The organism is Trinickia sp. EG282A (assembly GCF_040965455.1).
GTDB lineage: Bacteria > Pseudomonadota > Gammaproteobacteria > Burkholderiales > Burkholderiaceae > Trinickia > Trinickia symbiotica.
Window position 1 is genome coordinate 474,070 of record NZ_JBFRCC010000003.1, and the last position, 15,577, is coordinate 489,646.

13 protein-coding genes are annotated in these 15,577 nt (G+C 58.1%); 4 read left to right on the forward strand and 9 right to left on the reverse strand.

All coding sequences use genetic code 11. The annotated features are described in order from the left end of the window. The first annotated feature begins 24 nt into the window (after positions 1 to 24). Entirely contained in the window at positions 25 to 858 is an 834-nt protein-coding gene (locus AB4Y31_RS16650) for a hypothetical protein (protein WP_368674857.1), read from the forward strand. 162 nt (positions 859 to 1,020) lie between these two features. Here the strand turns inward: AB4Y31_RS16650 and AB4Y31_RS16655 are convergent, their stop codons facing one another. From AB4Y31_RS16655 to AB4Y31_RS16670, 4 genes are all read right to left on the reverse strand, one after another. Then, positions 1,021 to 1,650: a tyrosine-type recombinase/integrase gene (locus AB4Y31_RS16655; RefSeq protein WP_368674858.1), complete on the reverse strand. Its 630-nt coding sequence runs from the start codon at positions 1,648 to 1,650 to the stop codon at positions 1,021 to 1,023. A gap of 331 nt (positions 1,651 to 1,981) precedes the next feature. Continuing rightward, complete coding sequence (locus AB4Y31_RS16660; RefSeq protein ID WP_368674859.1) at positions 1,982 to 4,114, reverse strand: UvrD-helicase domain-containing protein; 2,133 nt, start codon at positions 4,112 to 4,114, stop codon at positions 1,982 to 1,984. After that, the gene (locus AB4Y31_RS16665) at positions 4,107 to 4,877 is read right to left on the reverse strand and encodes a hypothetical protein (protein ID WP_368674860.1); all 771 of its coding nucleotides are present in this window, start codon (positions 4,875 to 4,877) and stop codon (positions 4,107 to 4,109) included. The genes AB4Y31_RS16660 and AB4Y31_RS16665 overlap by 8 nt, the downstream gene beginning before the upstream one ends. Positions 4,878 to 5,489: 612 nt before the next feature. Beyond that, positions 5,490 to 7,331, reverse strand: a complete 1,842-nt coding sequence (locus AB4Y31_RS16670) for an AAA family ATPase (protein ID WP_368674861.1) — start codon at positions 7,329 to 7,331, stop codon at positions 5,490 to 5,492. Between the two features lie 269 nt (positions 7,332 to 7,600). Between AB4Y31_RS16670 and AB4Y31_RS16675 the strand changes: the two genes are divergently transcribed. Continuing rightward, complete coding sequence (locus AB4Y31_RS16675) at positions 7,601 to 8,059, forward strand: hypothetical protein (RefSeq protein ID WP_368674862.1); 459 nt, start codon at positions 7,601 to 7,603, stop codon at positions 8,057 to 8,059. 118 nt (positions 8,060 to 8,177) lie between these two features. Here AB4Y31_RS16675 and AB4Y31_RS16680 read toward each other — a convergent pair whose 3' ends face one another. Beyond that, a complete protein-coding gene (locus AB4Y31_RS16680) occupies positions 8,178 to 9,755 on the reverse strand; it encodes an FAD-binding oxidoreductase (protein ID WP_368674863.1) in 1,578 nt (525 codons plus the stop codon). Between the two features lie 449 nt (positions 9,756 to 10,204). Between AB4Y31_RS16680 and hfq the strand changes: the two genes are divergently transcribed. Next, complete coding sequence (gene hfq, locus AB4Y31_RS16685; protein WP_368674864.1) at positions 10,205 to 10,687, forward strand: RNA chaperone Hfq; 483 nt, start codon at positions 10,205 to 10,207, stop codon at positions 10,685 to 10,687. 60 nt (positions 10,688 to 10,747) lie between these two features. Here the strand turns inward: hfq and AB4Y31_RS16690 are convergent, their stop codons facing one another. Further along, positions 10,748 to 10,987 (reverse strand): hypothetical protein, encoded by a 240-nt coding sequence (locus tag AB4Y31_RS16690; protein ID WP_018438694.1) that lies wholly within the window; start codon positions 10,985 to 10,987, stop codon positions 10,748 to 10,750. Positions 10,988 to 11,237: 250 nt separating this feature from the next. Between AB4Y31_RS16690 and AB4Y31_RS16695 the strand changes: the two genes are divergently transcribed. Next, positions 11,238 to 11,453 carry a hypothetical protein gene (locus AB4Y31_RS16695; protein ID WP_083925474.1) on the forward strand — a complete coding sequence of 72 codons (216 nt, stop codon included), beginning with the start codon at positions 11,238 to 11,240 and terminating at the stop codon, positions 11,451 to 11,453. A 159-nt stretch (positions 11,454 to 11,612) separates the two neighbouring features. Here the strand turns inward: AB4Y31_RS16695 and AB4Y31_RS16700 are convergent, their stop codons facing one another. From AB4Y31_RS16700 to AB4Y31_RS16710, 3 genes are read right to left on the reverse strand one after another with little or no spacing between them, the layout of a single operon-like run. Continuing rightward, positions 11,613 to 12,401: a DUF2968 domain-containing protein gene (locus tag AB4Y31_RS16700; RefSeq protein WP_368674865.1), complete on the reverse strand. Its 789-nt coding sequence runs from the start codon at positions 12,399 to 12,401 to the stop codon at positions 11,613 to 11,615. A gap of 57 nt (positions 12,402 to 12,458) precedes the next feature. Then, positions 12,459 to 13,853 carry a sigma 54-interacting transcriptional regulator gene (locus AB4Y31_RS16705; RefSeq protein ID WP_368674866.1) on the reverse strand — a complete coding sequence of 465 codons (1,395 nt, stop codon included), beginning with the start codon at positions 13,851 to 13,853 and terminating at the stop codon, positions 12,459 to 12,461. Positions 13,854 to 13,874: 21 nt separating this feature from the next. Next, entirely contained in the window at positions 13,875 to 15,566 is a 1,692-nt protein-coding gene (locus AB4Y31_RS16710) for a TadG family pilus assembly protein (protein ID WP_368674867.1), read from the reverse strand. Positions 15,567 to 15,577: the final 11 nt, after the last annotated feature.

The following is a 15,577-nucleotide window of genomic DNA, read 5'->3' on the forward strand; positions in this document are numbered from 1 at the left end:
CGCAGCCTTTTAAAGGAGCAGGTCATGACAGTCACGATCACGCTTCATATATTTTCAGGTCGAGCAGATCCAAGCTGGGAGCTAAGCGACGCTCAGATCAGAGAACTTGCGGACCGAATAAAAAAAATAAGCAAGACGACGCTATTAAAGCCGATCGGTGTAACGGGTCTTCTTGGCTACCGTGGGTTTTCGGTTGTCGCGGTTCGGGAAAAATCCCTGGACCCGCATATCTATATCCATGACGGGATAGTAGATTTGGACCGGTTCAACATTAACTTGATTGAGGATAATCATGACCTCGAGGCATGGCTTTTATCCACGGCTGGACTCACAGTTCCTGATGACGTCGTTAAGGTAGTGCAATCGGAGTTTTCGCGCAGCGTCTGGAAAGGATTAAGTACTCCGTTTTCGCCATTCTCCGTGCCGCCTTTTGATCCTGGAAAATGGAACAATGATCCAAACATCAGACAGCATAATAACTGCTACAACTATGCGAACGATAAAATCACAAACACGTTTGCACAGCCGGGCCTAGGTAGTGGCGTGATGTACACTGCCTTCGACTGCGGCAACGTTGGGAGTGCTTCACAACGTGATGGACAGTCGCAGGTCGGCCCACCGTCGACCACTCCCGCACAAGGGCATTTCATAGCCCTAGTTATATGGGCAGGGTACGACTTTCATTGGTACCGGCAGGACAACAACGATAAATGGTCACACAAGCCAGGGCAATCGCCGGCGCGAAATGTTGACAACTCGGGGCATCTAATAGGCGACCCCAGGACCTGTGATCGAGGCCCATACGTCAATTTCTGCAGTTTCTACCACTGCATTCCAGCTACCACTCGTATTCGCTAGTCGAAACAGACTTTACGGTCAAGATCCTCTTGGGAATGTACTGAGACGCAAACTTGATGTCCGTTCCTGAGTCGTCAGTGGACGTCCGGGTGCCCGCAACAACTGCAACCCGGGCGACCGTTGTTGGCCGGTCAACGTCCCTTCGCTAACCGGCCTGCCATCCTACACCTCGGTCTGTTCCGCCATTTCGAGTGCATCATCAACCTCGATGCCGAGGTAGCGGACCGTACTTTCAAGTTTCGAGTGGCCTAGCAACAACTGGACAGCCCGGAGGTTCTTGGTGCGACGATAGATCAACGACGCCTTGGTCCGGCGCATCGTGTGGGTACCGTAGGCGGTGTCGTCCAGGCCGATCGAGCCGATCCACCGATGAACCACCAGCCGGGCGTATTGTCGCGTCGACAAGTGCGGAGAGTCGTGAATTCTGCTCTGGAAGAGGAAGTCGGTTGGATGCAGCCCCGCATGCCTTATCAATGCCGCCACGCTGTCGCGGGTCTGCTCGGTAATCTCGAACTGTACCGGCCGTTGCGTCTTCTGCTGCATGATCGTCGCGCGGATGGCGACGTGCTCCCCGTGACAGACGTCCCGCACCCGCAGCTTCGTCAGATCACACGCCCGCAGCTTGCTGTCGATGGCGAGATTGAACATGGCCAGATCCCGCACGCGGGACGAAAGCTGCAGGCGCACGCGGATCGCCCAAATCTCCTTGAGCTTCAGCGGTGGCTTTTGGCCGGTCAATCTCCCTTTGTTCCACGGTACCCGCGACGAACCGGTGTTGGCTAACGTGTTCATGACAATCTCCTTTCGGTTGAAGGGAGATCCAGTGTGTGTCGGCAGCAATGGGCGCTGCCCGACCCTGAGGCGACAGTCGCGATTTCCGACAAGCGACACTCAATTCTCCAAGAAGCGGTCATACGCCACGCGATCTGGGCAACAGTTCGGCGCGTGAAGCGACGCAAGCCACTGGTCAGCGCGACGTGAATGGCAAAGCCAATCAGGTATACCGGCCCAACGGATGGTTGAGGGCCGGTCTCGGCATGATAAGGCGCTTGCGGAGACCGGCGCGCTGCTTGGAGGAGTGTCAAACCTGCGGCGTCGATCTGCGCCGCAGGCTTTACGCCCCCTAGTCAATTTGCTGGATCAAGGCGTGCTCCTTAGCGTCTCGGAGGACTTGAGGCACATAGCCTGCGCACACGACGTTAAGGGACTTTGTTGCGCGGCTGCACGCGAGATAGACCGCCGTTAGCTCCCTCAGCCTTCCGAAACCCGTCTGTGCGGACTGAAGGCCCGTCGCAACGACGATGACGTGACTAAATTGCGTCCCTCCGATGAACTGCCATGGTGCAACAATCACAGAGCGCTTGCGATAGGCAAGTTGCTCGACGTCATCAAAACTTGCCAAACGCGTGGCCGCTATCTTTTTAGCGTCCAGGCGACTGCAAATCTCTTCGTCCACATCACCAAGCGTTGCCACGCAAATTCGATTGTTTGAGGAACCGGCACTCAACAGTTGTTCAATCAGCTTGACTGCCAAATCCACTGATTTATGGTCACCCTCACATAGATGCAACCGCGGGGCATCAGAGTCGTTCAGTTTTGCTGCGTCAATCTTTAACGGCAATGAATTGAGTGGAAATTTTTGATAAATAAAGCTTATTAAGTCAAATATCTTTTTATCGAATCGATGTACAGTCTCCAGATAAACAGACGTTTGACCTCCTAGCAAACCGCGACTGGAATGGAGGCTGGAGAAAACCCCCTGTGATGGATCTTCCGCCGTAATAAATGGAACGCCCTTTCTTGATCGCCCCAAAAGCTCCAATGCTGCGCGCTCTTGCGAATCGAATAATTGAAGCTCATCCACCAAGATGTAGTCGTACCCATCCGTTTCCTTTCGCATCCTCCACGTGAAGGTCTCAAGAACTCTGATCGAATCCAAAACGAACTGATCTGTCGTTATGGAAGAGCGATCTACAAGAGCACGAATAAAATCTCGATATACTCCAATTACAAAGACTCTATCTGCGAAAGCAACAAACGGCGGCATCCAATCTTCGCGTACGCCCTTCAAGTAGCTACGAACCGATTCCGGGTCGTCGAGGGCAACCGCCGAGGCAGTCAGCACGCCAGAGATCTCTTCGTAGATATTAAACAACAACTCCAATCTTGCCTTACTGTTGTCCGGCGCAGCCAATCCATCCTCAATCCACTTTGAGACATTCTTTGTCTCAATACGCCCCGCAGAAACGATGTCCTTTATAATGTCTATTGCCTTTATTCGCCCGCTTGTCGAGTCATCTCCGATCACCTCAATTCGCTGTTGACCGATATTTCCCGCATGCATCTGCAGCAGCGAGAGCAGCGGAAATACCGTTATTCCTTCGACTGCGACTCCACCGTTGAGAATGGCGAGCACACCATCGATGCGCTCGGCCATCGCCCAACTGTGAGTCGCGATGAGGACTCGCTTTCCCGTCGACTGCACATCCACGTTTCGTGCAATCTGCACAGCACGCAGGCAGAGCGCGAGCGTTTTACCTGACCCTGCCGGTCCAACAATTCGAACCGACGCATTAAGCTGCTGATCGAGAACCTTTTTCTGTGATTCTGAGAGGAACGTCGACCATTCTTCATACGTACGGTTCCTCACTACGGATCCGCTTCCGATCGCTTGAAGGTCCACTTCCTCCGCCAGAACGCTCCGCCCCGCGCTTTCGCTGGAGGAGGGCACTTCGATGGCAGCAAGTTTCTCGATGGCAGTGGCAAATTCAGCAGGCCATGGTTTCGGGCGAAAATCAACTAAGTCCACCTGCGAAGATCGAGAACTCAGATTTTCGAATCTGATGCAGCGGTTTTCTCCGTCCGCTTCCGCGATCCATCGGTAGTCAGACGCGCTTTTGGGCAGCGCAAAAAACGCGATGAGGTTCTTGTGATGATACTCGGACCATTGGCGCGGCAAATGAATGGGCGGATTCCTCAGCCCCTTAACAACACGCGCGATTCGTCTGTAAGCGTCCATGCGGTCGCCAGTCGCTTCGCCCAAAAGCGCATGCAGGGCGGCTATATCGATCAGCGCCGAATATGAATTCTCGGTGTCGGACGCAGTGAAAAAGCCGCAGATAGTATCTCCGAGCGCAGCGGAAGCGATGCCTACGGTCACGTCGACCTTTGGCATACTGTCTTCGTCCTTGATGTTATGTATTAGCATCAAGTCCAGCGCCGCCTCGGTAATCAAAATGTGTGAAAAGTTATTCATTGTTAATCACCCTATCAATGTCTTCTTTGAAGCTTCTCTGAATATCCGGCAGACCGATATCCGAGAATACTTGCGCCATGATTTGAGTAAGTCGATAGCGAAAAGGCGAATCCAGCCTCGCAACACGCTCGCCCGGATTGTTTTTTACATCTGACGTCTTAATTGCAATTTTACCCAAGGGAACCTGCCAAATATGCCTAACCCAGGCGATATCACCCTCGACACCGAGCCTACTGGGGCTAGGTAAAGTCATAATATCGCCCTTACCTTTTAGCTGGGATTCGAGAGCCGAAGCACCCTTTTCACCACCTTTTATGGCAATCATCAAAGCCTTATAGTTCGACCATGTTAGAACTTCAAGCTGATTCAAAATAAAATACGCCGCTATCTTTTTTATTTCGTCGAGGTCGGCCTTCTCTTGGGCCTCGACTTTGTCGCGCAACTCCGCCGCCGCAAAATTCTCGTCGTCACGAAATTCGATCGAAAATTCATCGCATACATAGCGGAATATATTTGCACGCTGCTTCTCACACGCCTCAATAAGCAGGTAGCGCTCCAAAATCACTCTTACAGGAACCACTGGTACCAGTGTAATGAGAAGACCATGCTTGCGCTTTTCGAGATCACAATCCGCAGTAACAACCAAGCCTGCTTTCCGTAGAGGATTCTCTTCCGTCGCGAACGCTATCAAGTCGCCCTGATTAAGATTTTGCCCCGGCTTGACCTTTTCGTCGAGAATCCAACCGATAATTTCTTCCGCCATTCACTCTATCCTTTTCTTTTATCGACGAAATTACGTTTTCTGTTCACTTCAAAATAAGCCTCAGATCACGACACCCGCGGAAATTCGGCCCTTCACTTCCTCACAAGACAAGAGACTCTCCACAGAGTCAGATGGATGATACTTTGAAGAACGAAAATTAACACCCCTTCAGCCTACATAAACATGCGACGTACACCGTTTCGTTCAGCACAGCGATCAGGACGAGGTGCTTGGGAACTTCTTTGCCCAAGAGGGACGCTCGAACTTGCCCGTCCTGCGAATCCGTGAGCCGATAAATCGCCCTTTCCACCCAATTCGGGGGCGCTCACAGGACATCACTGGTGAAAGCCATCTGACGGGGCTACGCAGCGTTTTGAAAGCAAGGGTGGCGTTATCAAGGAGGACTGTTCCGGTTGACTCGCCCGGCCCGACGATCTTGATCTTTTGTTCGACCGTCCGTTCGTGGCCGCACTCCGACCGACGATAGTGTCTCGACACTCGGTGTCGCGCGGACGTCACAGCCTGACCCTGAGCGGTCGTCCGAGATCGCCCGGACTCAGAGGCGGCTTGGAGTGTAGGACAGCCATTCGCAGGCCCCGTCACGGTAGAGAGCTAATCGACAGGAACGGCAATTCCCAATTGGTTGGTGTCATCGCCAACGCCTTGCGTCAGAACACCTGATGTATCGATAGACAAACCGTTAGCGAGCCGGATCATCGCGACTACTCTTTCAAGGTGCGTCCTCAATCCAAGACGGTCCACGGAGTTATCGCTAGAGCAAACTTGCCGCGCAACTTTCACTTTATCTACGTCTTTGAAAAGTTCGACTTTCCCGCTCTCGGTTTTCTTTCGGTGATAAAAGTAGAAGGAATGCTCAAAGGTGCCCAGCCTGTACGGCTTGACATATCTCTCTGGATAGACGGCTCTGACTGCAGTTTGGAGACAATCCGGTTCGACGTAGTTTTCGATTTCCCGTCCGTCCGTAAGCCAAGCGACGCCACCATTCTTAGCGAACTCCTCGATCAAACGCTTTTTCGTACCGTTGATTTCGTCATCTGCATTGTTTTTATCGCTGTCCATTACCAGCGCGACGTTGCGGTTAAGCGTGCGCAGGGAGATGAACTCATTCATTTCTTCGTCGCCTGCGCTCAGGTGGCTAAGGAGGCGCCCCCCGTAAAACATTATGCTGTAGTGGACCCCTTCGAGCAGATCCGGAGCGACGACGCTAATCCAATGTTCGATGTAAATTCGGTCGGAAGGCCCTTCGACCCATACGATGGCATTAGCCTGTAGCAAATCGGAGGCCTTGTAGCCCAATTCTTGGCAGATTTCGAACTTGTCGCGATTGAGCAGGCTCCGCTTGGCGGTCGATTCCTGTCCGTCGTTCCAGATGTGGAAGATGGCTGCGTCAGGAGTGTCGATGAAACTTGCAGAGTGGGTGGAGATAAAATATTGGTTGCTCGTATGGGCACGCAGGTATAGGACCAGCTTCCTCTGCAACAGAGGATGGAGATGTATCTCGGGTTCTTCCATGCAGATAATCATGCGCGAATTGAGGGTACACAGCGAGGCCAGCATGATTACCTCGTGAATACCCGTTCCCAGAGACTGCAGTGGTAGTGTAATGGTATCGGTGTGAACCAGTATGTGCCGCCTGTCATGGGGTATTTCGATTCGTGCCGAGGGTATGCCTGTTACGTTCGCAACGAACCGGTTAATGAGCGAAAAAGTATCCCGGTCTTCCAGTCGATCATGGTCTGGGTTCTGGAGCTCCGCGAGCCGATCAATCAATCCTTTGCCACTGTTGTCAAACGGCTGTCCGTGTGGCCCGATTTCTCGAATCCCGGGAATTAGGCAGACCCTGGGTAAATCGAACGACTGGCGATCCCGTATGATTTGTAGGCAATCGCGAATGTAAGTGTTCAGGTCTCCGCCCGAGTAACCTGGCTTGAAAGCCTGCCACAGCAAAAGCCACTCTTGGTGTCCGATTGAACGTCTCACCGAATCGTCGTCAAGACTGGGCATCCTACTCGGACCATTAAAAGGCGATGCCGCTAGGGCCCAGACAAATCCATCACTTGAGGCCGTCTCGCCAATTTTTTTCAACAAGGGGCGGACATGCTGCCTCCGGTCTTGTGCAGCAGCCGTCTCCGCATTTTCGACGAAAGTACCTACTGGTATCGCCATCGATATCTCAAAAATTGCGCGTCCCTTGCCGTGAAAATCAAGCGGCGGTATTTCTGCCTTCTGCGGCTGTGAATGGCTATACGACGATTCCTTCAGCGATGGAAGCGGCAGATACTTCTCGATGGCGGCTAGGACTGCTGACTTGCCGGAATTGTTGGCGCCAATGAAGAAGTTGAATGACCTGAACGGTGCGAGCGTCTGTCGGCCGGGGCCAAACCCCCGAAAGTTTCTTAGCTTTATACCGCGCAAAAAAATAGCGCTCTTCATTGCGTCTGTTATGTATGGGTTATTAACTGATGCCTCGGTCTCTCAATCCTGCGGCCGAGACGAAGTAGCGCTAATAATGCCAGAACTACAGCGCGCCCGGTGATCGCGATGCCCGACGACGCGCCCGGCGGCATGCTTTCGCGCGTCCGCGTGCAGCACAAGCCGACATTCGCACGTCAATGGATAGGCATTTGCGACTGACCGCAGATGGCCGGCGGCGGAACTACCCGTAGACTGACGGCCATCGTCATGAACAGATCGCGGCCAGCATGCCAGAAAGTTCAACATTAAATGAACCAAGCGCCAGAACGTTCGAAGTTAGAGGGATCAGCGGTTCAACGTTCACCGAAGCGCCCGCCTCGAATGCCCGTGCTGCCGCAGGTGTCAGTTCGACGTTGAATGAATCTCAACAACTGATCCGCCACGACTCCTGCTGTTGCTCAGGACAAAGCGTCGATGCGAAACGCTACGACGCCCGCGCTGCCAGATTCACGGATTACCATTCGGCCCTCGCTTCGCGCCAGATGCCGAATCACGAAAAAATCGGATGCACGCAACGCACCGACCACGGACATGCGCGCGCCTATCAGTGCCCGATACCAAAGCGCACCGACGTCATCGCCGCCATCGATCACCGATGCGCCATGCGCAATGGCAGACCGCGCCCGTTCGACGCTTTCATCGAGCGTCGCATCGACGATGGCGACGACAGGGCCAGCGGCTACTGAATGTCGATCGCCCGACGCCATGGCGTGCCCGAACCCTCCGCTAGCCGCCAGCCCGGCGCTTGCCATCAGGAAGATGCGTCGATTCATGCTGCCCCCGCCCTCTACATCGCCTCGCGCGTTAGGTATAACCGCGCCTGCTACGCCACATACGCGGCCAAATCCCCGACTTGCCCGGCGCGAGAATCCCTTGCGGATCGAGCGCATCCTTGATCGTCTCCGAAAACCGCAACAACGCGCCGTCGTTGAAATCGTATTGTGCGGCGGCGAAATCCATATACGCCAGGTGCGCGCGATACTCGCCATACCCTTCAGCGCGCGCGTCGCTCATCAGCACACGCAGCAAGTCCTCGGCCGCATCGCTTTCGAGCGCGTCGTCGCGATTGAAAATGATTGCCATGATGTGATGAAGATGGCGCGTGCCGGCTGTAAATCCACCGTAGTAATCAAACCCATACTCTACCGCGCGCGTCTTGGCGACCAGATACTGGCGCATCGCATCGCCCCCCGTGAACGGACAGATCGGCGAAAAATCGACATGCGCCCCATTACCGCCGCGCCAATCGAGCATCCGAAAGGCGGCCATCGTCGGAATGCCGGCCATGTTGCGGTCGCCGCCGGCCGCGGGCTCTTGGTCACCCGAATACCGTGCCGCGTCGATCTCAGCGCCTTTCACACGCAGCAACGCACGCCGCACGATCGCATACTGCGCTTCGACGACCTCGGGCGCGCCGTAGAGCCCGAACCGCAGATTCCACCAGCCGATGCCAAGCTGCTTCGCCATCGCGGCCACGGCACCGTCGGGCATCGGCCCGCTGCCTTGGTACCACTGCGAGCGCGACGAAACGCCGGCGGCAAAACGGATCGCCCCTTCGATGACGGCATGATTGCGGATCGTGTCATCGAGCTTGAACGGGCGCAACGCATCGACGATCGCCTCGAGGTCGGCTTCCTCACGAAATCGCGCATGTGCGAGCAGATAGGAAGCCGGTCTCGGCATCAACGTGATCCCGAGCTTCGTCACGATTCCAAAGTTCGACTGCATGAACATCGCATCGTAGGAAGGCCCGAACCCGGGCTTGTAAAGCTGCCACGCCCTGCCAATCTCGATGCCCCCCATGCCGGTCCGAATGACGTCGCCGTTTGCGAGCACGACTTCCATCCCGCACTGCATCGCCGCGTGATCGCCGTAGGGCGTGTAGCCAAAGCCCCGCTCTAGCGCATTTCCGACAACGCTCCCCCACCCCGCCGCGGCCGGATCGATCCACAACTTTGAGCCGCGCTCGCGCAAGTGAGCGTAAAGATCGAAATACGTCACTCCCGGCTCGACAAGCGCATAGGCAAGCGTCTCGTTCACTTCGAGCACGCGGTTCATCCGCTTGAGATCGAGAACGACCGAACCGGTCAAGCGCGGCGCGGCGCCGCCGTACGCGAAGTTGCGACCGGTCGAGACCGGCCAGAGCGGCAGCGCATACGCTCGCGCCACGCGCAACACTTCGCGGATTTCATCGACACTGCTCGGCAATACGGCCGCCGACGCCGCGAACCGTTGCTCCCGCGGCCCCGGCACGAACGGATCCGCGTACTCGCTCAGCGCGTCCTCACTGGCGAGCACGTACGCGTTGCCGACGATCGACGCCAACTCGTCCAACGCCGCGCGAAAACGAGACTCGGAGAGATTCGGGGGAAGGACTTTCATGGTCGTTGCCGCTCGTCCGAAATTTTCGATTTCATCTGGCTCTCGCGAACATTACGGCCTAATGTGTGGAAGTCGAGCATCGAATCGATGTTCGACCTGAGGCCGGACTGTCGTGGTGCGCCAACGCACCATCGCCGATCGGCCGATACGGACTGACCAACCGCGGATTGACGAGCAGATTGTCCCACGAACGAAAGCGACGCCCCGACCCGCGAATATCGACCGGTCGGGGAGAAACCGTGTGCAGCCGCCATCGAACGGAGGGCGGAACTCGGCCGCGCGTTCAGCCTCTATCGAACTCGCGTCGGTCACGTGTCGCATCGAGCGAATGTGGGTCCACCGGCCCTTATTCGCCGGACACGGGTTAAAATCGCGGCCAGCCCGGAATCGCGCGCCTCGTCGCGCCCCTCACTAACTCAACTGGAGCAGCTTGCGCTGCCGTCCTTGCAATGCCGAATCCGTCAGAATCGCATCCGCAGAACGACTTCATGAATGCCGCGCGCAAAGAACGCAAGCGCGTCGAAATCTATCTTGTCAACGGCATTCGCCTGACGGGATGCATCGAATCGTTCGATCAATATCTGGTCATGCTGCGCACGCCCGTGGGGCTGCAAGGCATCTACAAACGGGCCATTTCGACGATCCAGCTCGATACGGGCACCCGTCCCGGCCCGCGCGGCCCCCGCCCGGGCGGACACGGCGAGCGCGAGCGGCATGGCCCGCGCGAGGGCTCGGGACCGTACCGCGAGTCGCGCGAACCCCGCGAGCCGCGCGAACCGCGCGAAGCGCACGGCGCGCCCACGCCTTCTCATTCGGATCGGACGACCAACGAAGGCCCCGTCGTCGTGACGCGCCGGCGCCGACCGTTCAGTACCGCGCCCCATAACGGTGAGCACGGCAACAACGGCGGCGACAGCAGCAACAACGAGTAAAAAGCGTAGGGGCCTGCTCACACTCGTGGCAGGCCCCCGAGACGACGCTCGCCGCAGTGCCTACAAGGCAGGTTCCCCGTTGCGCTGGGCGAGCCTTTCAAGAATTGCCTCGACGCGCGCGCGTTGCTCGCGCGTCAGTTCAAATTGATGCCGGACCGACAGGACGCGGCGTTCCCAGTATTGGGCGTTGAGCATGCGATTGTCGGGTTCGCGGATCGCTCGCTCGAGATGATCGAGGTCGGCATCGACAAGATGTAGCGCATGCACCCTGCGGGGCTGTTCCGTCTGCTGAATTCCCATTGCTATCCCAAAAGTGAAGACGCGAGAGTAGTGGCAAATTTGGTGCCTTCAGCGGCGCAAGAAGACTAGGTTGTATAGATGGCGGGCGTTTCGCCCCGATCCAAGCCGTCGACAAATAGTCGGAAGATTAGGCGGAAGCAAGCAGCAATTACAAGGTAGCTGCAGATTATGCAGAGAAGATGGCGGAAGCAGCAGCAATCGCATCGGTGCGATATGCTGGTCCTTCACTTCTCGTCAAGCGGAGACCGTCATGTCCAAGACTCACCCGCCCGCCCCTCGTCCTATCGAATCATCCGATGAAAGGCTCGACGAGGCGCTAGGAGAGACGTTCCCCGCGAGCGATCCCATCGCTGTCGATGCGGCGGAGCCGGAAGGTGAAGCGAAGCACGGTAAGACCGCTCGAGCCGGCGGCTCGGCGAAAGATAAGGAGCCCCAAGCAAAGCGGCCGCCGCCGCCCGCTCGATAGCGATCAAGGACGGAAATGCCGATGTTTCGCCGGACAAGGCTTGCCTGGCGAAGTGGGACGACTGACCCTATTGCTCGATTGTGGTGCACGGCGCCACGTTGCCCTCTAAGGACGGCGCGGCGCCGTGGCCGAATCGGCCGTTTTCAGTAAATTAATAAATCAGTGAATGCTGTGCGGCAATCCCTGCTCGGTCTCGCGTTGCAGTGACTGAACCTGGCGCCGCAAATCGCGGAGTTGATCCTGCGCGGCGCGTTTCTGCATGTCGAGCGCGGCCGCTTCCTCGCGCGTTTCTTTCTGGCGGCTCGCGAAGAGCGTCTGTTGCTGATGCGCGACGTCGAGATCGGCTTGCAAGCGATCGGCGCGCGCCTGCTGCAGCGCGATCTGCCGCTCGGTGTAGGCCTTTTGCGCGGCGAGCTTCGCGCGACGCAATTCGACATCGGCAAGCTGCGCACTTTTCTTGACGAAGTCGGCGTAGATCTGTTCGGCACGCGCGTCGTCGTGCGTCTTGATCACGCGCCAGAAGTTCTTTTGCTGAAAGAGCGCGATGTAGTACGTCAAATCGTCGCCGTGGAGCAACAGGCTCGCCCCGTAGCTGCCGTTATAGCTCGTGCGCAACTCCGTTAGCTCGTTGCTGCGCATGAGGTGACGCAGTTCGGCAACGTTGCCCTGCGCCTCTTTCGCGTCGTCGGCCGTCGCCGCCGAAGCCGAAGCCGAAGCCGAAGCCGATTGATCCGGCGCAATCGTTGTCGCGGCCGATAAAGCGACAACCGGCGCAGGCGCGGCCGCTACGACGGCCGCCGATGCAGCCACGGCAGGCGCCGATAGCGACGGCGTGGCCGATGCGACGTCCGCGGCCGACTGTGCACCGGCACAGCCCACCATCCCGATTCCCCCGATGACGACAAGCGCGGCAAGCGCTGTCCCCCGCATACGAGAAAAATTCCTCATTGTCAATTCCTGGCGCTAGTAGTTCTAATTGGAACAGGCTACTTCAGCGCGTCATTATTACTCAGTTTCTCTTGTTTCGGGCTCCTCATCGAATATTTGGTATTTCCGCATCTTTTCCCACAACACTTTGCGGCTGATGCCGAGGTACTGGGCGGTATCCTGGCGTCGCCATGCGTTGGTCGCGAGCGCGGCGAGCACGCGGCTGCGCTCGGCCATGTCCCACTTGCTGCGGTCCACGATGAGCTCGCTCGCGCTTTCAGCCGGTACCGGCTGCGCATTGCGCGCGTGGGCGAGCAAGCGCTTGAGTCGCGGCGCGTCCCAGCTGCCGATCTGCCGAACGGTCACGCCGATGCGCTCGGCCAGGTTGCGCAACTCGCGCACGTTGCCGGGAAAGTAAGTGTCGGCAACGGAATCGGCCAGCCAATACGGAATCTCGGGGAGCGTGGCGAGCCGGTCGGCGCCTACCACGGAAGCGATAAAGGCATTGAAGATCGCGATCTTGTCGACAGCGCCGCGCTCCTCGAGCGACGGAATCGGTAACTCGATGACGGCCAGCCGGTAAAAGAGGTCAGCCCGAAACGTGCCGTCCTTGACGAGCTGCGGCAGATTCTTGTTGGTCGCGGCGACGAGTCGGAAATCGACTTTGACCGGCGTGGCCGAGCCGATCCGCGTAACGGCGCCGTCTTCGAGCACGCGCAGCAGCTTCACCTGCTGATAGAGCGGCAGGTCGCCGATCTCATCGAGAAACAGCGTGCCGCCGTCCGCTTGTTCGAAGTACCCTTTGTGCGCGCCGATCGCGCCGGTGAACGAGCCCTTCGCATGGCCGAAGAACAGCGACTCGAAAAGGCCGTCGGGGATGGCGCCGCAATTGACGGGTACGAACGGGCCATGCCGGTAGCGCGAATGTTTTTCGTGCAGCAGTTGCGCAATGCGCTCCTTGCCTACGCCCGTCTCGCCGCGAATGAGCACGCTCGTGTCGCAATCGGCAAACGTATCGACTTCATGCAGCAGCATCTGCATGGGCTCGGAATGCGCGACGATCTCCGTCGACGCGGCCGTCCCGGCCGTATGCGCCCGCAACTGGGCGGCGAGTTTCGTCACCATGCCTCGCAACTCGGCGCACGTGAAATCGAGCGGCAGCACATGCGAATATTCGGGCGGATAAGTGGCGGGATCGCGCTCGCGCGGCACCGCGCCGACCCAGATGACGGGCATGCCGCTCGTTGCCTGCCATTCGTGCAGCGCGCGCGAGCCGCCATCGATCACGCTCACGCTGATGATCGCCATCGCGGCGCGCGAGGGGCTGCTGCGTTCGGGCGCCGTCGCGCCGTCGGCGCGGATGACCTCGACGTCGAAGCTCGCCATGCAGCGAATCACGCGCTCGACGATATCGGCCTTCCCCTCCCAGACATAGATGTCCAGTTCCTCGATCGTATTGTTGGCGGCTCTCATTGTTCGATTTCGAATGTCTTGTCAGTAAACCAGTTTCGGCACGCCGCAAGTCAGCGACAGGTCATGAATCGTCGTCACGCCGGCTTGCACGCCGAGCAGTTGCAGCAGCGGATCGATGCCGATATCGGCAATCCCCTCGAGAAGCGGCTCGAGCGCGGAAGTCACGATCGACATGTCGATGCCGTCGACCTGCAAGCTGCTCGACAGCGCGTTCGTGAGCGCCTCGCCGATACCTGTTCCGAAGCTGCGGTATCCGCCGCTCGCGGCGAACGTCAAGGGAGGATCGATCGGGTTGCCGGTCAACGAAGTCGAAGAGTGCGCGGTAACAACGGGGATGCCCGCCACCTCGAGGATCGTCGCCGGTTGCGTAGGACAACTAAATGCCTGTGAGGCGGCTTGAGGATTCGTGGCCTGAGCGGCGATACAAAGATTCGCAATCCCGGTCTGCCCGCCTACGACCGAATTGCTGGTCGCCTGCGACGACGTGCAGTTCGTCGATTCGAGCCACGCTTGACCTTGCGCCGCTTCGAGTGCAATCGGCACGCTGATGTTGGCCACGGCGAGCATCAAGTAAAGCCGCACTTGCGCGGCGCTCGCTTCGGTCCGCCATGCCTGCGTCGTCGGATCTCTTCCCGCTTCGCCCACGGCGAGCACGGGCGGCTCGACGATTTGCACCTTGACCGTCGCACTGGCAAGCGCACCCAGGTTCACGCCCGTCGTGATATCGATCGCGGGCTGCCCCGCATGAGCGATTTCGGCCGCGACGATGAGCGCATCGAGCGGACTGATCGTCGCATCGACGGCGCTTTGCGCATTCGATACGCCGACTGACAACAGGCCCGCGGTGCCCGCCGTGTTGCCGAGCGGGAACGTCAAGGTGTCCGAAATACCGCCATCGAGGATGGTCTGCAGCGTGGCCACATCGGTCTGCAAGTTCGCATCGGCCAGCGATGTGCGCGACAGCGCCGTCAACATCAGGTGCGCGAGCTGCCGAACATCGACCTGTGTCGCTAGCAACTGATCGACGGTCCCGACTCCAGCCGCCGCCATCAGATCGCCAATCTTGATGCGCGCATTCGCGAGCGACTCATACGAGACGAGCGAGAGATCGAGGTTCGTTCCGAGCAGTGCGTTCAGCAGGCCGTTGACGGCTCCGCCTTGCAATTGCGCGAGTGCCGTACCGACGGAAAATGCGCCGATGTTCGTCGCCTGCGCCGTCGACGTTGCGCTGACGGTGCGGACCGGTCCGAGAAAGAAGTACGGCACCTGGCGCGTCGCGGTCACCTGTAGCGCATTGAGCGGCGCTCCCGCGTTCGTGCTCGCGAAGTAGCTCGGCGCGCCATTGGTTTTCGTATCCCATCGGCCGCATGCGACGGTGATCGTCGCGGCGCCTGACCCGTCGGTCGGAAAGCCGTTCGCCGCGGCGTTCGCCGTTGCGCTCGCGCTAGCCGCGCCGCAACCGCCGCTGATCGTCTGCACACCGGCCAGAGCGGCCAGGTCGGCGATCCGCTGCAGCGAGCGCCGCGCGAAAAAGACGTTGCCGACGTCGAGCGCGCCGAGCGCCGCGATGGCGATCGTCAGAAAGAGCGTCACCATGACGACGATCGAGCCGCGCTGACGCCGGGCGGCCGATGACCGGACCGCGCGCATGCGCGCGGAGGCCGCCGCTCGCTTGCAGCCGGATAGCGTCGGGAAATTGCGCTCAGGCGCCACTTTCGGGACTC